This is a genomic window from Chryseobacterium sp. SIMBA_029 (genome assembly GCF_046535275.1).
GTDB lineage: Bacteria > Bacteroidota > Bacteroidia > Flavobacteriales > Weeksellaceae > Chryseobacterium.
Map to the genome: position 1 here is coordinate 298,466 of NZ_JAWRXA010000005.1, position 22,859 is coordinate 321,324.

The 22,859-nt window shown below is 36.6% G+C and carries 19 protein-coding genes; 7 read left to right on the forward strand and 12 right to left on the reverse strand.

The window, feature by feature from the left end; translation table 11 throughout:
- Nucleotides 1-89 precede the first annotated feature (89 nt).
- From SB679_RS11275 to SB679_RS11285, 3 genes are all read right to left on the reverse strand, one after another.
- Nucleotides 90-776, reverse strand: a complete 687-nt coding sequence (locus SB679_RS11275) for a response regulator transcription factor (RefSeq protein WP_410702397.1) — start codon at nt 774-776, stop codon at nt 90-92.
- A gap of 271 nt (nt 777-1,047) precedes the next feature.
- Nucleotides 1,048-1,962: a helix-turn-helix domain-containing protein gene (locus SB679_RS11280; protein WP_410702398.1), complete on the reverse strand. Its 915-nt coding sequence runs from the start codon at nt 1,960-1,962 to the stop codon at nt 1,048-1,050.
- Between the two features lie 83 nt (nt 1,963-2,045).
- The gene (locus SB679_RS11285; protein ID WP_410702399.1) at nt 2,046-2,852 is read right to left on the reverse strand and encodes an SDR family oxidoreductase; all 807 of its coding nucleotides are present in this window, start codon (nt 2,850-2,852) and stop codon (nt 2,046-2,048) included.
- A 125-nt stretch (nt 2,853-2,977) separates the two neighbouring features.
- On the opposite strand from SB679_RS11285, the gene SB679_RS11290 reads away from it, so the two are divergent.
- Nucleotides 2,978-3,889 carry an alpha/beta hydrolase gene (locus tag SB679_RS11290; protein ID WP_410702400.1) on the forward strand — a complete coding sequence of 304 codons (912 nt, stop codon included), beginning with the start codon at nt 2,978-2,980 and terminating at the stop codon, nt 3,887-3,889.
- A gap of 13 nt (nt 3,890-3,902) precedes the next feature.
- Here the strand turns inward: SB679_RS11290 and SB679_RS11295 are convergent, their stop codons facing one another.
- Nucleotides 3,903-4,250, reverse strand: coding sequence for a winged helix-turn-helix transcriptional regulator (locus tag SB679_RS11295; RefSeq protein ID WP_410702402.1), 348 nt, complete (start codon nt 4,248-4,250; stop codon nt 3,903-3,905).
- A 184-nt stretch (nt 4,251-4,434) separates the two neighbouring features.
- On the opposite strand from SB679_RS11295, the gene SB679_RS11300 reads away from it, so the two are divergent.
- A complete protein-coding gene (locus tag SB679_RS11300; protein ID WP_410702403.1) occupies nt 4,435-4,869 on the forward strand; it encodes a DUF1304 family protein in 435 nt (144 codons plus the stop codon).
- Nucleotides 4,870-4,928: 59 nt separating this feature from the next.
- Here the strand turns inward: SB679_RS11300 and SB679_RS11305 are convergent, their stop codons facing one another.
- The 5 genes from SB679_RS11305 to SB679_RS11325 all read right to left on the reverse strand — a co-directional run bounded on the left by SB679_RS11305 (nt 4,929) and on the right by SB679_RS11325 (nt 11,315).
- The gene (locus SB679_RS11305) at nt 4,929-6,503 is read right to left on the reverse strand and encodes a DHA2 family efflux MFS transporter permease subunit (protein ID WP_410702405.1); all 1,575 of its coding nucleotides are present in this window, start codon (nt 6,501-6,503) and stop codon (nt 4,929-4,931) included.
- A gap of 150 nt (nt 6,504-6,653) precedes the next feature.
- Entirely contained in the window at nt 6,654-7,760 is a 1,107-nt protein-coding gene (locus SB679_RS11310; protein ID WP_410702406.1) for an HlyD family secretion protein, read from the reverse strand.
- A 14-nt stretch (nt 7,761-7,774) separates the two neighbouring features.
- The gene (locus tag SB679_RS11315; RefSeq protein WP_410702407.1) at nt 7,775-9,088 is read right to left on the reverse strand and encodes a TolC family protein; all 1,314 of its coding nucleotides are present in this window, start codon (nt 9,086-9,088) and stop codon (nt 7,775-7,777) included.
- Nucleotides 9,075-9,698: a TetR/AcrR family transcriptional regulator gene (locus SB679_RS11320; protein WP_410702408.1), complete on the reverse strand. Its 624-nt coding sequence runs from the start codon at nt 9,696-9,698 to the stop codon at nt 9,075-9,077. The genes SB679_RS11315 and SB679_RS11320 overlap by 14 nt, the downstream gene beginning before the upstream one ends.
- Before the next feature lie 498 nt (nt 9,699-10,196).
- Complete coding sequence (locus SB679_RS11325) at nt 10,197-11,315, reverse strand: ATP-binding protein (RefSeq protein WP_410702409.1); 1,119 nt, start codon at nt 11,313-11,315, stop codon at nt 10,197-10,199.
- Nucleotides 11,316-11,619: 304 nt separating this feature from the next.
- Here SB679_RS11325 and SB679_RS11330 point away from each other — a divergent pair, with 304 nt between their 5' ends.
- From SB679_RS11330 to SB679_RS11340, 3 genes are read left to right on the forward strand one after another with little or no spacing between them, the layout of a single operon-like run.
- Nucleotides 11,620-12,903, forward strand: a complete 1,284-nt coding sequence (locus tag SB679_RS11330; RefSeq protein WP_410702410.1) for a hypothetical protein — start codon at nt 11,620-11,622, stop codon at nt 12,901-12,903.
- A gap of 1 nt (nt 12,904) precedes the next feature.
- Entirely contained in the window at nt 12,905-13,492 is a 588-nt protein-coding gene (gene lptC, locus SB679_RS11335; protein ID WP_410702411.1) for an LPS export ABC transporter periplasmic protein LptC, read from the forward strand.
- Between the two features lies 1 nt (nt 13,493).
- Nucleotides 13,494-14,537 carry an anhydro-N-acetylmuramic acid kinase gene (locus SB679_RS11340; RefSeq protein WP_410702412.1) on the forward strand — a complete coding sequence of 348 codons (1,044 nt, stop codon included), beginning with the start codon at nt 13,494-13,496 and terminating at the stop codon, nt 14,535-14,537.
- 30 nt (nt 14,538-14,567) lie between these two features.
- Here the strand turns inward: SB679_RS11340 and SB679_RS11345 are convergent, their stop codons facing one another.
- On the reverse strand, nt 14,568-14,957 hold the full coding sequence (locus tag SB679_RS11345) for a hypothetical protein (protein WP_034714056.1): 390 nt from the start codon (nt 14,955-14,957) through the stop codon (nt 14,568-14,570).
- Between the two features lie 36 nt (nt 14,958-14,993).
- Between SB679_RS11345 and SB679_RS11350 the strand changes: the two genes are divergently transcribed.
- Nucleotides 14,994-15,608, forward strand: coding sequence for an NUDIX hydrolase (locus tag SB679_RS11350; protein WP_034714058.1), 615 nt, complete (start codon nt 14,994-14,996; stop codon nt 15,606-15,608).
- Between the two features lie 204 nt (nt 15,609-15,812).
- On the opposite strand, the gene SB679_RS11355 is transcribed toward SB679_RS11350, so the two are convergent.
- Together SB679_RS11355 and gldJ are read right to left on the reverse strand one after the other, a co-directional pair.
- Nucleotides 15,813-17,084, reverse strand: a complete 1,272-nt coding sequence (locus SB679_RS11355) for a UDP-N-acetylmuramoyl-tripeptide--D-alanyl-D-alanine ligase (protein ID WP_410702413.1) — start codon at nt 17,082-17,084, stop codon at nt 15,813-15,815.
- 64 nt (nt 17,085-17,148) lie between these two features.
- Complete coding sequence (gene gldJ / locus SB679_RS11360; protein WP_410702414.1) at nt 17,149-18,750, reverse strand: gliding motility lipoprotein GldJ; 1,602 nt, start codon at nt 18,748-18,750, stop codon at nt 17,149-17,151.
- A 163-nt stretch (nt 18,751-18,913) separates the two neighbouring features.
- On the opposite strand from gldJ, the gene porU reads away from it, so the two are divergent.
- Nucleotides 18,914-22,804, forward strand: coding sequence for a type IX secretion system sortase PorU (gene porU, locus SB679_RS11365; protein WP_410702415.1), 3,891 nt, complete (start codon nt 18,914-18,916; stop codon nt 22,802-22,804).
- Nucleotides 22,805-22,859: the final 55 nt, after the last annotated feature.

Below are 22,859 nucleotides of genomic sequence, written 5' to 3' on the forward strand. Positions count from 1 at the left end.
GTATTCATTCCATCACTCTCAACCCATCAACTATAAGCTAAACACCAAAAACTAAAAACTAAACAACATCAACAGTCAACCAAAAACCATCAACCACTCCCCTTCACTTCCCACTTATATCCCGTTCCATATACCGTTTTCAGATAATGGTCACAGCCGGCATCATAGAGTTTTTTCTTGAGATTTTTTACGTGGGCATATACAAAATCGTGGTTATCCAGCATATCGGCAAAATCGCCGGAAAGATGTTCTGCTAATGTACTTTTAGAGATCACTTTGTTTCTATTACCCACAAAATAAATCAACAGGTCAAATTCTTTTTTGGTGAGCACAATAGTCTGATTGTTAATAGTCACAGTCTTCGCCAGGAGATCAATCTGCAGTTCATTTTGTTTGACCACATTAGAGTTGTTAAACTGTTTTCTGCGAATGATAGAATAAATCCTTGCCATTAGCTCCGAGAGGTGAAAAGGTTTCGTAAGATAGTCATCAGCACCTAATTGTAGGCCGTTAATCTTATCATCCAAAGCATTTTTAGCTGAAATAATAATAACTCCGTCCTGCTTATTCTGTTTTTTTAATTCTTCTAAAATGGTAAGTCCATTTCCGTCCGGAAGCATGATGTCTAGTAGAATGCAGTCATATTCGTACGTTTCAATTTTATCCATCGCTTCTTTGAAAGTCGGTGCAAACTCGCACAAATAATTTTCTCCTGAAAGATATTCAGAAATGCTTTTGGCCAGTTCGGTTTCGTCTTCAATAATCAGGATTTTCATCAGTTTAATGCTATTGTATTTAAATTCTGATGAAACATGAATGTTTCATTCTGCTAATGTATTGATTCAATTTTGAAGAAATTTTGAATTAAAATATAAAGAAGCTCAAAAGTTTCTTCATCATCATCGTTATTCGTATTCAACAAAACAAATATATTGAATTAACCTCTATGATTGACAGTCGATTATCTGTAATGATTTATTTAGTAAGAAAATAGATACGCGAATAATAAATATTCATTTATCAAGATGAATTTATCCTGATTGTACTTTATTTTTGAAAAGATTGCTTAAATGCGTTCGGGGTAAGTGTCGTCTTCTTTTTAAATAATTTACTGAAAGACTGTGGATGCTCGAAACCCAGCTGATAGGCCGTTTCAGCCACCGAAAGTTGAGATTCAGACAGATATTCTTTCGCTTTTTCAATCAGTTTATCATGAATGTGATGCTGTGCATTCTGCCCGGTGTGATGCCTGAGCATATCGCTAAGATATCTTGGAGTGAGATTTAACTGCGAAGCAACGTATTCTACTGTAGGCAGCCCCTCTACTCCTTTTTCTTTATCGAAAAAAGCATTCAGAGTATCTTCCAGTTTAGAAAGCAGATCATTATTTACGGCTTTTCTTGTGATAAACTGTCTGTTATAAAAACGGTTGCTGTAGGTAAGCAGCAGTTCGATCTGAGAAATCACAACATCCTGGCTGAAAGGATCTATTCTTTCGTTCAGTTCATTCTGGATATTTTCAAAAATAGTCAGAATACTATTTTTTTCTTTTTCCGAAAGATACAGAGCTTCTGCTGCGGAATATGAGAAGAATCCGTATTTTTTTATTTTTGCCAGTAAAGGATAAGATCTTAAAAAATCCGGGTGGATGTGTAATGACATCCCGTCATGAGCTGCTTCTTCGTAATCAACCTTTAAGACCTGTCCCGGTGCAATGAAAGACATTCCGCCTTCCTGAAAATCATAATATCCCTGTCCGTATCTGATCTTTCCATTGAATTTTGTTTTAAAGGATATTTTATAAAAATCAGTTTTCATTCCATGCTCAAAGCTAGCCGGATTAAAACGGATTTCTCCATAATCCATAATACTGATGAGGGGATGCTGCGGCACAGGTTTCCCCATCGCTTCATGAAGTGCTGATAATGAACGGAAATGAAGAGGCAGTTTTGGCATTTTCATAGAACAAAGATAAGATGGATTGGTGAGAATTATTGAATTCGTATGTAATAATGAATGAGAATAAAGTATTGTTAGCGTTCCTGTTACAATAAAAATTGAGATTTTATTTTCTGTACATGTCTTTCTGCGCCTATTGTATTCCGCTCTTTGTATAAAGCAACAGCATCTTTACCGGCTACATACCTCAGCTGATCTTTTCCGTCTGTGGCTGCCTGATAGATTACTTCAGCAATGATTTCCGGTTTCGAATAATCTGCAATTTTCTCCGGGCTGTATCCTTCCTGAACCTTTTCCATTAAACGGCTGTAGCCTTCATGTTGGGCTCCATCCAGAGAACGTCCTGCAAAATCAGTCTGAATTCCTCCCGGTGCCACAACCTTCACTCTAACCCCAAACTCTGCCAGCTCATATCCCATACATTCTGAGAAGCCGTCTACCGCAAATTTTGTTGCACTGTAAATCGAACAGGTAGGAAATCCAATGAGTCCAAAACTGGAAGTAATATTGATGAGCACCCCTTCTTTTCTTTGTCTGAAATAGGGCGTAAAAGCTTTGGTAATGCGGATAACTCCCATAAGATTGGTTTCGATCTGCTTTTTAATCTGTTCATCGGTAAAAGCTTCCAGTGGTCCAATCAATCCGTATCCGGCATTATTAAGAACCACATCCACTTCATTTTCCGCCAAAACCTGAGCAATGGTGTCTTCCAGTTCTTTCGGGTCTGTGACATCCAGCCTAAGTACCGAAACATTTTTTAATTGGGTTAATTCAGTTTCCGATTCAGGATCTCTCATAGTGGCAATAACGTTCCATCCTTTACTGTGGAATAATTTTGCTGTTGTCTTTCCCAATCCTGATGATGCGCCTGTAATAAAAATTGTTTTTTGCATTGTATGATATTGTATACTGCAAAATTGCTGAGAACCCGGGATTTAAAAGTAGCCAAATTGAGTGTGTTTGTAGTTATTTTGACGGAACATCTTAAATGAGTAGTTTTGGCAAAACAAAAATCAGCATGAAAGTCCTATTATTTCTTTGCACTATAATCTTCAATGTTCTTGGCGCACAAACCATATACTCTAAAGACTATGGAAACAAAGAAAATCCTCCTGTGATCTTTATCCATGGTGGACCTGGTGGAAATTCCACTTTATTTGAGTCTACTGCAGCGCAGCAATTAGCAGACAAAGGATTTTATGTCATTGTATATGACAGGCGCGGTGAAGGGCGCTCGAAAGATGAAAATGCTACCATGACTTTTAAAGAAAGTTTTGAAGATCTTTTACAGCTGTATCAAAAATACCAGATAAAAAAAGCAACGATTTTAAGTCACAGTTTTGGAGGAATTATGGCTACGCTTTTTACCCATCAATATCCGGAAAAAGTACACGCTCTCATCCTCGCCGGAGCTTTATTTTCCCAGCAGGAAACCTATGATCATATTTTGAAACAGGCTAAAGAACGGTTTAAAAATGATTCTTCAAAGTTCCAGCAGGTTGCAGAGACTGAAAAATTAAACAAAAATTCTGCTGCTTACAGGAAGAGATGCTATGAAACCGCAAGTGACATGAATCTTTTCACCATGCCTCATCCTACAACGAAAAGTAAGCAGTTAAGGGCTGTGTATGAAGCAAGTGATCTGTATAAAAACAATTACAGAAATCCCGATTCTCCTATTAAATTTTATCAAAACGAAACTCAGAACAACCTGGATAATAAAGGAATTTTAAAGAGTATCAAAAAGAAAGGAATTCCCATTTTTGCTGTGTATGGGAAAGACGATGGGATCTTTTCCAGGAAACAATTAAATGACATGAAAAATATAACGGGAAAAGAAAATTTCAAAATCATAGACAATTGTTCCCATTATCTTTTTGCTGATCAACAGAAGGAATTTTTAACATTCATAACCTATGTTTTGAAATAAGGTATTGGAAATTCTAGTATTCAATAATCTTGTGGAATGTTTCTTTATATCCTTCGCCCCAGTTTTTCATCGCATACAAAACTTCCAGCAGACTTTCTCCTCCTGAAGTAAGAGAATATTCAGATTTTGGAGGTATAACATTGTAAATTTTCTTAGTGATTATCCCATGAAATTCCAATTCGGAGAGCTGCTGATTCAAAACTCTTGCAGAGGCCTGCGGGATGGATTTATGCAGTTCAGAAGGGCGTTTCATCCCTTTATTGATGTTCGCCAACAAATTAGCTTTCCATTTTCCACCTATCACTTCTATGGCAATGTTTAAACCACAGCTCAGGTCTTTAGGGATCTTTTTTTCATACATTATATCATCTTTTGAATCACAAATATAATTATAAATGTATCTTCTCGGGCACATCAAAGGAATTAGATGGCAAGATTACTGCTTGCTCTTATGTATAGGGATAAAATTATCCTATACTGATAATTTTCGCTATCATTGCTTATCCGGCTCTATTATTGAATCTTTATATTTTATAATTAACAATATGAATCAACCTCTTAGCCGCTTTACAAAAGCATTGTTCCTCTTTGTGATCATCGATTTTTTACTGTTCTTCATTCTGGAAGCTATTTTTTGGATGAAGCCGTTGGTGTATACTATACTCCTTGATATGTTCAACAATCCGCCTGCTGATCTGAGTTATTCTATGCATGCTTTGGTCCTGAAAAAGCTTTTTATCAATCAGGGTTTCTATAATTTGTTTTTAGCTTTAGGAGGAATTGCAGGACTTCGTTATTTATCTAAAAACACGGCAGTAGGTTATGCATTAATTGCATTGGTATGCTTTTCAGCGGTAGGAGCAGGAATTGTATTGGCTGTAACTTCAAAAGCCTACATTTTGGCCTTTCTTCAAGCGGTACCGGCTGCCATTGTTCTATTGCAGGTCTATCCTTTATTTAAAAATGAACTAAATGTGTAAATTATTTCACAAAAAAACCTCCGAAAAGTATCGGAGGTTTTGATTTATTTCAATATGATTTAGTGTACACCACTTAAATCTATTTTTTCTTTGCTTTTTCTTTCTTTTACTAATAAGATAAACGGAATACATACTAAGAAAGCAATCCCTAAGTAAAGGAACACATCCATATAAGATAACACCGTCGCCTGTTTTGTTACTGTAAGATCAAGCATTTTATAAGCAGCATTCATAGCGGCATCGGGAGTCATTCCTTTGGCCATAAAGCTTGCTTTTAATCCAGCCAATCTTTGCTGGACATCAAAGTCATTGGAATCTAAATGGGATACCAGGTTAACTCTGTATTTCTGGCTGGCATTCGCAATAAATGTGGTGATGGCCGCAATCCCGAAAGATCCTCCCAACTGTCTCATCATCCCTGTAAATGCTGCTCCCTGACCAATTTCCTGGCCTTTTAAAGTGCTTAATGATAATGAGGTAATCGGAATAAACAATAATCCTAATCCGGCTCCTCTTACCATCAGCATCCAGAAGAAGGCCTCTTTACCGGTGTCCGGAGTTAAAATTTTATATCCCCAGAAACTATAAATAAAGAAGGTAAACAATCCCAGAGACACCAGGATCTGCTGTTTTACCCCTTTCGAAAGCAGTTTACCAATAATAGGCATCATGAAAGCTGTTGTTAATGCAGCCGGAATCATCAGTGCACCTGATTCTAATGCTGTCCACCCCAAAATACTCTGAGTATATAAAGGAACGATAAACGTTGAACCGTACAATCCAAATCCTAACACAAAGGACATGACCGTTCCGATTCTTAAGTTACTGTTTTTTAAAACTCTTAGCTCTACAATCGGATACTTGAAAGTAAGTTCTCTCCAGAGGAATAATATAAATCCTAAAACGGCTGATACTGTAAATAATACAATCCATCCACTTGCAAACCAGTCTTCTTCGTGTCCTCTTTCTAAGATATACTGTAATGAACCTACTGTAACGGCCAATAAAGCAATTCCTAACCAGTCTACGTCTGAAGCTTTGCGTTTGTCAGCATATTTCGGACTTTTTATAAACTGTAATGTCATTAACGTTGCTGCAATTCCAATTGGAATATTGATATAGAAAATATAAGGCCAGCTAAAATTATCAACAATGTATCCTCCTAACGGCGGACCTAATGTAGGACCGATAATTACTCCCAGACCATAAATAGCCTGAGCCATACTTCTTTTTTCAATCGGATATGATTCTGTAATGATGGTTTGCGAAGTTACCAACAAGGCTCCCCCTCCAATCCCCTGACACAATCTGAAAAATACCAGTTCCCAAATATTATCGGCATTTCCGCATAAAAATGAAAATACGGTAAAAATGATAATAGAAGCGGCAAAGTAATTTCTTCGTCCAAACTGCTGAGAAAGCCAGCTCGTCATCGGTACAACAATTACGTTACCGATGGCATAAGCAGTAATCACCCAGCCTACCTCGGAAAGTGTAGATCCCAGGTTACCTTTCATCTCGTTCAGGGCAACGTTCACAATCGTGGAATCCACAATTTCAAGCAAAGCACAAAGGATCGCTGTAATCGTAATGATCACCCTCCGTGCTCCATATTCTACTAATGAATCTTGCATAGTTTGTTTTAATGTAAAATGTATTAACGTACAATGTATTAACGTACAATGTATTAATGATTGATTTAAAGATTAGCGGACTAAGAATCAAACGATTTTATCATCCAATATCATAAATACGTAATACATTAATACTTGAATACATATTTCTTATTTAAGCGAAACTTCAGCTTTCACATTCATTCCTGTTCTCAGTCTTTTAGCAATACTTGGATCCAGTTTTACAAAGTCTATTTTCACAGGAAGTCTTTGTACTACTTTCACGAAGTTACCACTCGCATTATCCGGAGGAAGAATAGAGAATGTAGAACCTGTAGCCGGAGAGAATGAGCTTACCACTCCATCAAATTCCGTATCAGGGAAAGCATCGATCTCAATCTTCACTTTCTGTCCTTCAACCATTTTATCAACCTGAGTTTCTTTAAAATTAGCAACTACCCATTTTTGGTCATTCTTCACTAAGCTGAATAACTGAGATCCCGCCTGTAAATACTGTCCTGCCTGGATTGAAACTTTACCCACAAATCCGTCTTCCGGAGCAAGAACAACTGTGTAAGAAAGATTCAGTTTTGCATTTTCCACATCTACTTCTCTCTGTTTAGCTACTGAACCTGCAACGCTGATCTGTTGAGAACTTGCCGCTGTCTGAGAAGAAGCTACATTGGTTTGTTGAGCAATCTGATTTCTCTGATCCACTAAAACTTGTAATTGTCTGTCCGCAGATTGTTTTGCTGCCAACGCCTGCTCATATTGTTGTTCTGTAATAGAATGATCCTTTACCAGAATAGAATATCTTTTTAAATCCTGATTGGTTTTCCAAACATTTACTTTCGCTGCTTCTATTTGTGCATTCGCTGTTGTTACCGCTGCTTCTGAAGTATTAATATTCTTTGAAGTTGCAGTTGTAGTCGCCTGTGCGTTAGAAATATTGCTTTTTGCAGTAGCTAACGCTGCTTCAGCCTGTACCAAAGCCATTTTTTGGTCTCTGTTATCCAGAATTACCAAAGTATCTCCTTTCTTTACCGACTGATTATCTTTTACTTTTACCTGCGTTACATATCCTGAAACTCTGGAAATCACAGGACTCATATTGGAAGCAATCTGCGCATCATCCGTTTCTTCATGGCCCTGTCCGTAAGAGTATGTTCTGTAACCATAAATTCCTCCCACTACTATGACAACTGCTAAAATTATTGGGAAAACCAAACTTTTTTTCTTCTTAGGTTCAGTTGTTACTGGTATATTATTATTTTCCATTTTTGGTCTTAATCTTATTTAATTGTTAAAGTTCCTGTAGTTTGTAATAGTTTTCTGTAGGCCAGCGCTGCATCTGCTTTCGCATTGATAACACCTACATTAGCTGAAATCTGAGCTGCATCTGCATCCAAAAGTTCAGTCATGGTTGCCAGCCCGTTATCATATTTATTTTTAGTAATTCTGTAATTTTCATTAGCCTGTTCAGCAGATTTTTCGAAAACGGCGATTCTCTTTTTAGAATAATCAGTGTTTTGATATTCTCTGTTGACGTCCAGTTTAATGTTATCATTTAGTAACTCATTGGTAGCAGACAATTGCATTTCTCTTGCTTTTGACTGTTTCAGTGATGAGTTTTCTTTCCAGATATTGGATAAGTTATACGATATCCCAACCCCTACATTCACCGCATTGTATACGGTAAGGAACTTGGGAATATCTGCTGCTACATATCCGCCTGTAAATGCAATGGAAGGAAGGTTTTCCGCTTTTGCTGCTTTACTTCCCAACTCCGCGGCTTTTCTCTGCTGATCTAAAGCCTGTAAATCCTTACGGTTTTCTCTGGCTTCATTCACATAGTAATCAACAGCTTTTACATCCTGGCTTTCGTCGATATAATTTTGGTCAACTTCAATCTCTGTATTATCAGGTAATCCTAACAATAGATCCATATTGATATTGGCAATGTTATAATTATTCTTGGCATCCAGCAATTGTAATTCAATGTTGGAAGTCTGAAGATTTGCTTTTAAACGGTCATTTCTTGCAATAACTCCGTTGTTTTCAAGCTTAAGAAAAGTTTCATCTCTTTTTTGGGAAGCCGTAAGGTTTTCTTCTAAAACTTTAATCGACTGATTGGCCTTAAAGAGATTATTATAAGCCTGAGCAACGTTGTAAGCAATGGCAATTTTATCATTTTCAGTGCTTAATTTTGATGCCTCCACCAAATATTTTGCAGACTGAATGCCATATTTAATTCTTCCACCGCTGTAAATGGGCACACTAAGATTCACAGATCCGTACGCAACCTGATGAACATCCGGACCTCCTGCTCCGGAAACTCCCGGAAGTTTTATATCAACCGTTGGTTTTATGGGAAGATACATATAGCTTCCTGAAACTTTCAATTCCGGCAGCTGTCTGTTCTTCGCTTCCAAAAGATCAGCCGTAGCCTCTTCTATTTTGGCGGCGTCAATCTTAAGATTCTTGCTGTTTTGAATTCCCAGCTGTACCGCTTCATCGAGGCTGAGCTGTTTTTTCTCCTGAGCATGTATGTTAGCCATTCCTAATAATAGGGATAATGCAATAACTGAGTTATTAATTCTCTTCATAACCTAAAAGGTCTTTTAGTATATATTTTATATGTTTATTAAGTTCTGTGTAATACTTTTCTTCAAAGATGTCCTCTTCTTCAGTATCGTTAAGGAATTCTTTGTACATTTCTTTTGCATTAGATGCATAAAATAAGGTTCCGCTAACGGTTGCATGAAGAAGATAAATAGGAGGATTTTTTGTGAAAATTCCTTTCTTCAATCCACTTTCAAGAATTTGTGAGTACATGGAGATAAAACCCATTTTTGTCTGCTTCAGAAAAGCTACAATCTTTGGATTATCGGTGTAAAGCTGCTCGCGCTGCATGATTCTGTAAAAACATTTGTGATGTCTTACTCTTCCTGCAAACTGATCAACTATTTTTACTATTTTTTCCCATTCATTCATATCGGTTCGTTCCAAAATATCTTTTGAAAAGAACTGCCCTTCAGCAATTCTGTATTCAACCAATTTTTCATATAACTTCTCTTTGGAGCCGAAATAATAAGAAATCATAGAAATATTTACGTTCGCCGCTTTTGAAATCTCACGGGTAGAGGTTCCATCAAATCCTTTTTCAGCAAAAAGCTTTTCGGCAGCGAATAATATATTTTCTTCTTTTGAAACCATATCATCTATTTTAAGGGCGCAAATTTACATAAGATTTTCACAAAATCAAACGTTTGATTGATAATTTAATTATTTTTTAATATTAAAAGTCATAAGCACCTGGAATTATTACAGTTAGAATCTTTAAAAAATTTAATAATTGGTCTAAAAAATTATTTTTTTTAACATTTTTTATAAAAATATTCATACCAAATTCTACTTCGGAAGAATAAAAATTAAGAAATTATTATTTGAGAAAAATAAAACTGTACAATCATCAAAAAATATGAAGCAAGGACAAATAGATACTAAAAAAGTAATGAAATGATCTTAACAACTAATAAAAGTACCAATAAACAGCATTTTCATGAATGATAAAAATAATTCATCTACCCTACTCTCATAACCTTTAATAAACAGGGCTATTGCAGAGATTTCTCTGAAAGGGAAACGGTACGCACAATTTCATATAAATATAGAAAATAATACGATATTAAAAATGAAGATATAATAGATTTATTATGAATTTTTATGAATATGCCTGGAAAGTTTAATTCCAAGATCGGTCCAGATTATTTTAGGGTTTCCATTTCGGGTCAAATGCAGATCCGCCATATTGATTTCCTCTAAAATACTTTCAATATTTGCTCCGCTGATAAATTTTGAAAATCCGGTCCAGTTGAAGCCGTTGGCATCTATCCTTTTATATACTAAAGGTTCAGACTGATAATTCTGCAAAAGGGCCAATCTGAAGATTTCAGAGCAGTAATTGAGAAAATTCTTTTGTTTTTCTCTGTTCCACCCTGCAATTTCTCTTGCCCACATAATAATGCTTTTAAGAAACTGTGGTTTCTTTTTTACCATAAAAGCATCGCGAACCCATTGTACAAAAAGCTTTTCAAATTCATCGGTTTTGTTTCCAGTCTGTAAAAGTTTTATGGCATCATTCAGATTTCCCTGAGCTTCATGCACAATTTCTCTTGCTTTCTCTTCTGAAACAGAAAAACTTTTTTTCAGGTAATTTTCCAGATCTTCGTCATGTATTCTTGGAACTTCCACCACCTGCGTTCTCGATAGAATGGTGGGAAGGATATCGTTGGTACTTTCAGCAGTAAGAAGAATCACTGTTTTGGCAGGCGGTTCTTCCAGGAATTTCAGGAATTTGTTTGAGGCAGCGATATTCATTTTATCGGCTCTCCAGACAATGAGAATTTTGGTTCCGCCTTCGTAGCTTTTCAATGAAAATTTCTGATTCTGGTCATCCACTTCATCCGCAGAAATAAAAAGCTGCTTATTTTCGGAATCTAAAAAGGCAGTCCAGTCATCGTAGCTTGCATAAGGTGAAGCTAAAATCATTTCTCTGAATTCTTCGAACTTGTTTTTGCTTAAAGAATTTTTGTTATCGGTATACACGGGAAAACTGAAATGTAAATCCAGGTGATTTAAATGTTCCACTTTAGAAGCGGCATGCTCATTTTCCCGGCTGAAAATTTCTTTGGCATAGGCCAGCACCATAGGTAAGGTTCCATATCCTTCCTTTCCCACAAAAAGCTGGGCATGGCTCACTCTGTTTTCAGTGATGCTGTCCCTAAGAAGTTTTTTCAGATTTTCCTGTCCGGCGATATTCTCCCAATTCATGTTTCAAAGATAAAGAAATTTGCGAAAGGTGTAATTTGTGAGTGGATGAATTTTTATTCACCATTGAATAGTCCATCAATAAATCTCATGCAAAGACAGATATTAAGTAATAAGATGATATTTCCGGTTGTTATTTTTGAGGTAACGGTGTTTTATATCTTGTTTTATTCTTAAAAAAAGGGATAAATAAATGAATTAACCACTGAAAAGTCACTACTTATAGCCCTTAACAAACTTTAACCTCAGGAAATTTTTACAATTCATTAATATTTAAGATATTTGCGCATTATTTTAAAAATAAAGAATGAAAAAAATCTTTGTACTATCATTCATATCAGTTGGATATTTCCTAAATGCACAGAGTTTGAGCAACTCTCCCTATGCAACATATGGAATTGGAGATGTAAAATATGATAATACGATTGAAACTACCTCTATGGGAGGTATATCAACTGCCTTTATAAGTGACTTCACAAGTAGTTTCAATTTTGCCAACCCTGCAAATAATGCAAATTTCGAGCTTACCAGTATAAGGCTGGAGGCTACCAACGAAAACAATTATTTCAAAACCAACTATAATGATACAAAGTCTACCAAACATTCTACGTATCTTTCTAATATTGCGATAGCATTTCCTCTGTCACCAAAAGTGAAAATGGGGCTTTCTTATCAGCCATACAGTTCAAAAAGCTATGAGTTACAAAATTCTCAAACACTTGCTGACGGAACGGTATTACAAAATAAATTTACCGGAAGCGGAACACTGAATACAGCACAGGTTGCGGTTTCTTATAAAGTAAGTCAGGAGTTTTCTGTAGGAGCAAGAGCCAATCTTTACTTCGGAAATCTTTATGACATTAATGAATTCAGTGCTACAAACTCTGAGTTTATTAACGGATATGAAACGAAGAACAGTATCAAAAATTTTAATTTCACACTAGGAACCAACTATCAGCATCTTAATACACGTACTGACAAGAAATTGACAGTAGGAGCAACGGCTACTTTTGGAAATACAAGTAATATGACCACTGATTATAAAAACAGTACGTATTACTATACAGACACCGGATTAACTGTAAAAGCTAACGAAACGATTATAGAGCAAAAGAGCACAAGTTCTAAAAACCTTCTTCCGCTACAGGCCTCTTTAGGGGTGGGTTATGGAAGTGAGAATCATTGGTTCTTCTCTGGACAATTGGATTACAAGAAAGGAGAAGACATCTCTTATTTTGGAAAAACTATTGATTTCCAGGATTCATACAGAATTTCTGCCGGAGGATGGTATCTTCCTAACTATAACAACTTCAGAAATTATTTTTCAAGAGTAATTTATAGATACGGAGCTTTCTATGAAAGAGGAAACCTTAAACTGGATGGCACCAGCATTAATAAATTCGGTATTTCCGGAGGGGTGATGCTTCCATTCAAAACCAGCAGTATCACCAGAATGAGCGGTCTTGAATTAGGATTAGAAGTTGGTAAAAGAGGAACTCTTAAAAACAACCTGATCAACCAGAATTTCATCAACCTGCGAATCGGCTTCAATTTTGCTGACAAGTGGTTCAGAAAGACCCTGTATAACTAAAATGAATTTTTTCAACAAAATATCTTATAAAAATATAGCATGCCTTTTTAGTTGTGCTATATTTTTTATATTGACATCCTGTGAAGAAGACCTTACGAAAGCCAACGGAAACAAAAGCAAAAACTTCCCTTCGCAAATCATCAATAATGCAGACATTGTACAACGCGATTCAGGCTTTGTAAGCTTAAAAGCTAAAGCAGCAATCATCGAAAAATACGAGTTGATAGACAGCCCATATATCGTGGCAAGAAAAGGAATCAATATTGAATTCTTCGATAAAAAAAAGCCTAAAACGCCAGGTAAAATCACGGCAAAATATGCCCGGATTTTTGAGTACAAAAAGTTTTACGAAGCAAAAGGAGATGTAAGAATCACTACTAATGAAGGCCAGCGGTTTGCCATGCAGAGTATTTACTGGGATCAGAAAAAGAGAAGAATTTACACAAAAGATACGGTATATGTTACCATGGAAGACGGATCTACCCTGGTAGGAGCCAACGGCATGACTGCAAAAGATGATTTCTCTGAATATACGTTCTACAACAGCTCAGGAGACGTGAGTTCCAAAAGGTTAAAAACCCCTCAATAATATGATGATGCAGGCTATAGGATTGATGTCCGGAACAAGCCTTGACGGCCTGGATATCTGCTATGCGAATTTTGAAAAACAGGATCACTGGACATTTCAGATTTTAAAAGCAGAAACGATACCATATCCTAAAGACTGGGAAAGCAGGCTTAGAAATTCCATTCATCTTTCGCCGGAAGAATTACTGGAACTTCATTCAGAATATGGATTTTACTTAGGACAAAAGGTCAATGAATTTATCCAAAAACACCAGCTTGGAAAGATTGATCTGATAGCTTCCCACGGCCATACCGTTTTTCATCAGCCTCAAAAAAAGTTTACTCTTCAGATCGGAGATGGCAGGGCCATCAGAATTGAAACAGGACTTCCCGTGATCTACGATTTCAGAAGCCAGGATGTATTGATGGGCGGCAACGGTGCTCCCTTGGTACCCATTGGCGATCAGCTGCTGTTCTCGCAATATGACGCTTGTCTGAACTTAGGCGGATTTTCTAATATCTCGTTACAATCGAAAGGCCAGAGAATTGCCTTTGACATTGCTCCTGTTAATATTGTACTGAACAAACTTGCTCAAAAATTCAATAAAAATTTTGATGAAAACGGGGATTCTGCAAGACAAGGCAAAGTACATCAGGAATTGTTAACTCAGCTTAATGCTCTGGAATTTTACCAACAGCCACACCCGAAATCTTTGGGTGTTGAATGGTGTAATGAATCCATTTTTCCTTTATTGGAAGATATAGAGATTGTAGATCTGCTTGCCACATTTACTGAACATATAGCTTTTCAAATTTCTAAAGTTATTGATGAAAACAATATCAAAAACATACTCTTCACAGGAGGAGGCACTTACAATACTTTTCTTGTCGAAAAAATACGGGAAAGAACAACCGCAGAAATCATCATTCCAGATACAGAGATTATTGATTACAAAGAAGCGCTGATCTTTGCTTTTATGGGTGTTTTAAGGGCACGTCATGAAATTAATATACTCGCATCTGCGACAGGCTGTTCAGCCGATCACTCATCAGGAGTTATAGCATAAAAAAACCTTCAAAGTTTGAAGGTTTTCTTTTTATTTATAAGCTTCGATCTTATCTGTCAATGTATTGATAAAATTTTGCAGCGGTTTTTCAACCATCATTTTGATAAATGGATTGAATTTTCCTTCAAAAAGCATCTGAACTTCCGTCTGGTTTTCGCTGATCGGGTTTAGAGTTGCTGTTAATGAAAAGTCCAAACTGGAACTTGCTGACTTTAAAACAGCTTTCTGGTCATCCACTTCATCAATTTTCAAAGCGATTTCCGGCATTCCCTGAAGCCCGAATTTAAAGCCGTCTTCTCTTGTTTCAAACTTCTGAAGACCATCCGGCATAAAACCTTTGTAGTTTTCAGGTGTTTTTAGCAATTCTGACAACTCTTTGGATGATTTATTAACAATAATTTTTCGTCCTTCTAAATTCATTTTTTATTTTTGTATTTAAATTCTTAATTCTTACAAATGTATAAAGTTTTTGTCAACGAAAAAAAATTATTACTATCTAAGCATCCTGAAGAACTTGAAAAAAAGCTCAGCTATGAAAGTTTTTCAACTTTAGAGATTGCATTAGATCTTTTAGAAAACACTTCGGTAAAAGAGCTGAATGTCTTTGGAGAGAATATTGATGAGATCTGGAAAGAGTTTCAAAGCCTTTTCAGAATAATAGAAGCCGCGGGAGGAATCGTCAACAACCCTGAAGGTGACATCCTTTTCATCAAAAGATTAGGGAAATGGGATCTTCCGAAAGGTAAAATGGAAAAAGGGGAATCCAGAGAAGAATCTGCTGTAAGAGAAATTGAGGAAGAAACGGGCTTAAAGGATGTAGAACTGGTAAAACCTATCAATACAACCTACCACATTTATGTGGAAAGAAATGGGGAGAAAATCCTTAAATGTACCCATTGGTTTGAAATGAACTTCAATGGAGAAGATACTTCAAAACCTCAAATTGAAGAGGGAATCACAGAAGTAGCCTGGAAAAATACTGCACAGATTGAAAATGAAGTTTTCCCAAGCACTTTTAAGAATATCAAATTAATTATAAAAGAATTCTGGAGTTTAAAAACTGCTCAATAAGGTGAGTTTGGTGTAAAGAAATTAAGATGAGGATAGCGGGAGAGGTTTGGAAGCTGTTATCGAACCAATTTCTAACGGTTAACCGTAGAATTGATCAAACAAGCCTAAAAATAATACAACTGTCTTTAATGATGTTAAGAGTATAAATAACTTCCCTATTCCAACTTCAGGCTTCATAACCTTATTAAAAACCTTATCCTGAAGTTAAATAAAATCCACAGCTTTTTCTAATGCAATCCCTCTTGAAGCTTTCAACAGTACATTTTCGGAGTGGATGGTATGAGTTTTTAAATATTCAATTAATTCAGCAGTGGTTTCAAAAGAAAGTACAGAAGAACCCGTTGCTTTGAAGTATTTTCCTACCGTAATAATTTCCTCAAAGCCTAAGCTATGAGCAAGATTCAGGATATCTTTATGCTCTTTTTCGCTCTCTTCTCCCAGCTCCAACATATCACCAATGATGATGGTTTTCCGGCCTTCAAAAGTGATGAAATTATTCAATGAAGCAGCCATAGAGCTCGGATTTGCATTATACGTATCTAAAACAAGTGTTTTATCTTCTCTTTTCTCAACCTGTGAACGCATGTTGGTTGGCGTATAGTTTTCCACTGCATTCTTAATTTTCTCAAAATCGATTCCGAAATGCAGGCCAAGACTTACCGCTGCACAAAGGTTGGTAAAGTTATATTCACCGGTTAAATGAGTAAGTACTTCCCTACCCTGATACCGGAGTCCTACAAAATGTTCTTTTGAAAAGGATTCGAAATTATAGTCTGAAGTTTCTTTTCCAAAGGTGATCTTCGGCTCATAATTCACCGTTTTTTCTGTCTGTATCGGATCGTTTTCATTGACTAAAATAGTACGATGATTAGCTTTCAGATAATCATAGAGTTCAGACTTTCCTTTGATAACTCCTTCAAAGCCTCCAAAACCTTCCAGATGTGCTTTCCCAAAATTGGTAATATATCCGAAATCAGGTTGTGAAAGAGTACAAAGAAGTTCAATTTCTTTCTGATGATTGGCTCCCATTTCTATAACAGCCATTTCATGTTCCGGTTTAATAGACAAGAGGGTTAATGGGACTCCAATATGATTATTGAGATTTCCATAGGTATACTGTACATTGAAAACAGATGAAAGAGCAGCATGGATCAGCTCTTTGGTGGTCGTTTTCCCATTGCTTCCGGTAAGACCGATCACAGGAATCTTCAGGTGATTTCTGTGATGTACAGCCAGCTGCTGCAAAAAGTCTAAGGTAGAAGGAACATAGAAAATATTTTTATCTGTATTTTCAAATTCAATCTGCTCGACAATCACAGCTAAAGCACCAGCATCGATAGATGTTTCGGCTAAAGTTGCAGCATTGAAGCTCTCACCTGAGAAAGCAAAGAAAATATCATTCTTTCCTACTTTTCTGCTGTCGATCGTCACTTTATTTGACTGTAAAAACAAAGGATAAAACTGTTCTATATTCATGGACCAAAAATAAAAAACCTTCCGGTAATCCGGAAGGTTTTTTGTAAGTATTTTTTGATAAATATCATCTTCTCGTTCTAGCTTTATCGCTAACCCTAGCATCTTGGGCAACACGGAATCCAACCCATCCGAAAGCTCTGCCTTGACTTTTATATCTTCTTTGTCCCGGGTCTAGCCAATATGCTGTATCCTGCCAAGAACCTCCTTTTACAACTCTAACGTCATTAGACATTGCAGAAGTTCTGTCTTTGGTATCTTTTTGTAATTTTACTCTACCAGCTGCATCTACAATAAATCTTTTCTGAGGAGCGTTATACATATCGTATCCTGCTGCAGAATCTCCTTCTTTGAAGTATTCTAAAGAAGACTGCTTATCACCGTCTCTATAGTTTCTGTAGTCAGCAATGGTTTGTCTTTCATATTGTCCAGGCAATCCTTTGTATACTAATCTACCGTCAGCTAAAGTATCATATTTGATCGTTCCTTCGTCAATCATTTTGTAAGTTCCGTCACCGTTTCTTACAATAGCCTGAGGCATATTACCTCTGTAATAATTGAAGTCACTGAAATCTTCGTCGATAATAGGTCTGTATACGTCAGCTGTCCATTCAGACACGTTTCCGTACATACCATATATTCCTAAATCATTAGAAGGATATTGTCTAACATCCGAAGTCTGAGCAGATCCGTCGTTTTTCCATCCGGCAATACCAGAATAGTCACCTTTCCCCATTTTGAAGTTTTCAAGGAACATTCCTTTATCTCTTCCTTTGGTACCTCTTAATCTTTCGATTTCAGGTTTTTTACCTTGGTATTGGTTGTACTCTCTGTTTTTAGCCATTCCTAACGCTGCAAATTCCCATTCTACTTCTGTTGGAAGTCTGAATTTCTGAACCATTGCAGAATTTGGGGCTCTGTTAGCTGCAAGAAGTCTTTGGTTTGTAGTTTTCAAACCAGTTTTTTGCTGCATTCTCTGCTCGTTTATATAGCCCTGCATTTCCGGATCATTCGATTTGAATTTATCCATGTTGAATGCTGTTCCACCTTGATTATTAGATTCGTTGATGTACAAATCTTTAGCAATAATTCCAGACTGCATCAACGCTTTTTCATTGGCTCTGTCTGTCAACCATTCACAATATCTGTTTGCCTGTGTCCAAGATACTCCTACTACTGGATAGTAATCGAATTCAGGAGAACGCAGATAAGTTTCGTTGTAATCGTTTCTAGATAATTTGTTGTCCCATAATAAGGTATCCGGCAGAGCACCGTTATAGATTTCCTTAAAGCTGGGATCGCTTGGAGGGAATACATACTTCAACCATGTAAGGTATTCGCGGTATTCGTAGTTAGTAATTTCTGTTTCTCCGATAAAGAATGAACTTACCTGCATTCTGCGAGGGCTGTTATTCCAATCGTGCATGACATCATCTTTCACTAATCCCATTGTAAAAGTTCCACCTTCTACATATACCATCCCCGGCCAACCTTTTTGCTTTTGTTGCTTTCCTGCAAAAAACCAACCCTGTTTTTCGTTTGGCTTCCAACCCGTCTTACTGACAAATTTTTTGGTACCGCCTCCTTTGCTGGTTCCTGACCCGCCACAGCTGGTTAATGCAAGTGTAGAACTTAATGCTATTAATGAAAACAACTTTAGTTTTTTCATAGTCGATATAAATATTTTCAAAGTACAAAGAAAAAATAAATTATTCAATAAATCAAGTAAAGATTGATTTTTTTGAAAAACGTTAACAAATTAATTTTATTGTATCGCAATTTAATTATAAAATTTTCATTTATTTTGTAATTTAGCAATTTCAATACTAAACATGAGACAAAAAATTACGCTTTTACTTCTAATCGCTTTTGTATCAATACTTTGGGGCCAAAAAAGAACCATTGAATGGGACGGCTCCAAAATTCAAGACTTTGGCGACACAAAATTGAATCTTCCCAATTTTAAAAATGAAGGTTTTTCGTTCAGCCAAAATAACATTTTTATAATAACTAAACAAAAAATAGGGGAAAAGCAGCTAAAAGTTTCAAATCTTTCATGGGAAGGCGTTTCCAATAAAGATTTATTTGAATTAACTAAAGACCGACTCCCCGATTATGATGTTGCCGACATTACCTATTATTATTTTGAAGGAGAAAGGTATGCCAGCATCAGCGTCGCTTTATTTAAAAATACAAAGGGGCGAGTTCAGAGGCTCTCATCATTTGACGTTACTGAAACTTCAGCTTCCAATATGATTGGAAATGCAAATAAAGTAGGAGCGACAACAAATCCCCTTTCGGCCGGGAATTTTTACAAAATAAAAGTTGACAAATCCGGGGTATTTAAAATTACCGCTCAGTTTTTGAAAGACAACGGGATAAATCCTTCTTCTGTAAATCCTAAAAACTTCAGAATCTATGGAAACGGAGGAATCATGCTTCCAGAATATAATCAGGACACAAGATATAGCGCCCTTCAGGAAAATGCAATCCAAGTCGTGGGTGAAGATGACGGCGTATGGAATGACGGCGACTATGCTCTCTTCTATGCACAAGGTCCTAATGGCTATAATCTCTACGACACTTCGAACGGAAACGGCTTTAAAAGAATAGATACCCGAAACGACAGAAGTAACAACCTCAAAAATATATATGAAGACTTTTCTTATTATTATATTAATTTTGACAAAGGTGCTGGCAAAAGGGTTCAGAATATTGACGGAAATCTTCCGAACACGCTGATCACGCGATATGACGATTACCAGGTTATCAACAATGATCAAAAAAACTTACTGAAAGTGGGAAGAATCTGGGTAGAAGACGCTCCTTTTACAACGGATAAAACAGTAACATTTACGACCAACTCTCCTATCCAGTCTTCTGATGTTATACGATACAGAACACAGGCAATAGGTTACAAGGCTCAGCAAAATACCCTTCAATTCAAAATCAATAACCAGAATACATCTACATTAACGGTACCTGCTAATACTTCAGATTATGCATTTGATTTTTATCAGATGAGATATGACGGAACAGTATCCAACCTTAATGGCAATCAGATTACATTCAATTACAGCCCTTCTATTTCGGTGAATCCGAACGGAACATTCTATATTGATTATCTTGAAGTACAGTATAAAGAAAATCTTACCTTCAATGGATCACAGATGAATTTCAGAGATTTTTCTCTGTTGAGCGGATCTAATACCAATTACGGGTTCAGTATTTCTAATGCTGCCAATGTAGAACAGGTATGGGACGTTACTGACATTACGAATGCCAACCGAAGAGTAAATAAGGCCGGTGCAGGAAATTTCAATTTCGCTTATATTGCTGCTGATCCGAGTTTCAACAATGAGTTTGTTGCTTTCAGAGCGGATGCAGCCTATAGCCCTCAGTTTGTAGAAAGAATTGGAAATCAAAACCTTTCTGCGTTGCAAAATATAGATTATCTGATCCTTACGGTTCCTGAAATGATGGGGCAGGCACAAAGGCTGGCCAACTATCATCAGACAAAAGATAATTATGCGGTAGAGATCGTAGACATCAGTAAAGTATATAATGAATTTGGAAGCGGAAGCAGAGACCTTACTGCGGTAAGAGATTTTGTAACCAAACTGAATGGTTCAGGAAGACTTAAATATGTATTTATTTTAGGAGATGCATCATTCGATTATAAGAATAGAATAGCCAACAACTCCAATATCGTTTCCAGTTATCAAAGTGAGCATTCTGCAGATTATGTGAGCTCATTTGTAACGGATGACTATATCGTAATGACTAAACCGCAGACTGCATCATCTATTGAAAACAATCTTCCGGACCTTCCGATAGGAAGAATTCCGGCAGCCAATGGTACCGAAGCAGCCAATATGATTGATAAAACTCTTGCTTACTACAATTCAATGTCCGGACAATCTACTCCATTTGGAGAATGGCGTATGAAACTTGATTTCGTAGTGGATGATGATAAAGAAGACGGAGGACCTTTCCATGATGTGATGAACGCTACGCTTTCTAACGTTTTTGAGCTTCCGGGTCAGCAGGATCTGAAAGAATATAATGTAAGGAAATTATATCTGGATGCTTTTCCAGCACAAAGTACATCTGGAGGACAAAGATACCCTCAGGTAAACCAGGCTATTTCCAATGATATCGGAAACAGTCTTTATATTTTCTATTTCGGACATGGAGGAATTAACGGTTGGGCTCAGGAAAGAGTGCTGACAAGTACAGAAATTCAGAATTCCAACAACTTCTCTAATGTATACAGCAGATTCCCTTTTGTATCAACAATAACCTGTGAATTTACTTTATGGGATGAACCGGGAACTTCTTCTGCAGGAGAGCAGTTTATTAAGCTTAAACAAGGAGGACCTGCTGCAATGATTACTTCAAGCCGTGCGATTGGAGTTAACTACGGACGTAATTTCACGGATATTTACACTAAAAACATATTCAAATTAGTTAATGATGATTTCGAATCTTTAGGAAATGCTCAATTAAATGCTAAAAAACAAAAAGCTGCAGATATCAATCACCTGAAGGTTAACCTTCTTGGAGATCCTGCAATGAAATTAAGCAGACCTCAGAGATTACTAATCATCGATAATATTGACACTCCGGTTCCTGGATTGATCAGAGGTCTTGATTTTGTGAAAATTAAAGGACATATCAACAATACAAACGGAACATTGAACAATACCTTCAACGGAAGGGTTTCTATCAACATTTTTGATAAGAGACTTAATAAAAATACATTGAATAATGATGGAGGTCTAACTCCTATTCTACAGTACACTGAAGAAGGAAGCGCCATTGTAAAAGCTTCCGGAACAGCTGTAAATGGAGTATTTACAGTAGAATTTTATGTTCCTAAAGACATCAACTATGCTGTAGGACAAGGAAGAATACTTGGATATGCCGATAATAAAGTAATTGATGTATTCAACAATCAGGCTGTACAGGTAGGTGATATTAATCCTAACGGAATCAATGATAATGAACCGCCAAAAGTAAAGCTGTATATGAACAATACCAACTTTGCAGATGGAGGAATTACCAACCAAAACCCAATGCTGCTTGCCTGTGTTACCGATGATACCGGAATAAATTCTACAGGATCTGGTGTAGGCCATGATATTACAGTATATTTGGACGGGCAGATCATTAACACGGTTGTTTTGAATGACTTCTATGCTTCCGGAGAAGGAAACGGATGTTTAAGTCCGAGTTTGGCAGACTATCAAAAAGGAAATGTAACCTACCCTTTCAGAAATCTGGCGGTTGGGCAACATCAGTTAACATTTAAAGTTTGGGACATAAACAATAATTCAACAACTGCTACGTTAAACTTTGAAGTTAAGGATGAAGCTGATCAGCATTTGACAATCAACAGACCGCTGAACTGGCCTAACCCTTTTACCAACAAGACCTACATCCAGTTTGAGCATAATTGTGATGATATCTTGAATGTAAATGTTCAAATCTATACCATAACAGGAAAATTAGTAAGAACATTATCTCAGCCGGTAGTTGCAGAACCCTTCCTACAGGGCTTTAGAACGCCACGTCAAGCAATTGAATGGGACGGAAGAGATGATTTTGGGGCAACAGTAGCAAAAGGTACGTATATTTTTAAGATATTTGCAAAAAGTCAAAATCAAGAAAAATGCAAAGGAAGTGCTACAGCTGTAGAAAAAATGGTACTTTTGAAATAATTAAATAATACATAGATAATAATATTAATAAAAAACTGATAATATATAAAAGACA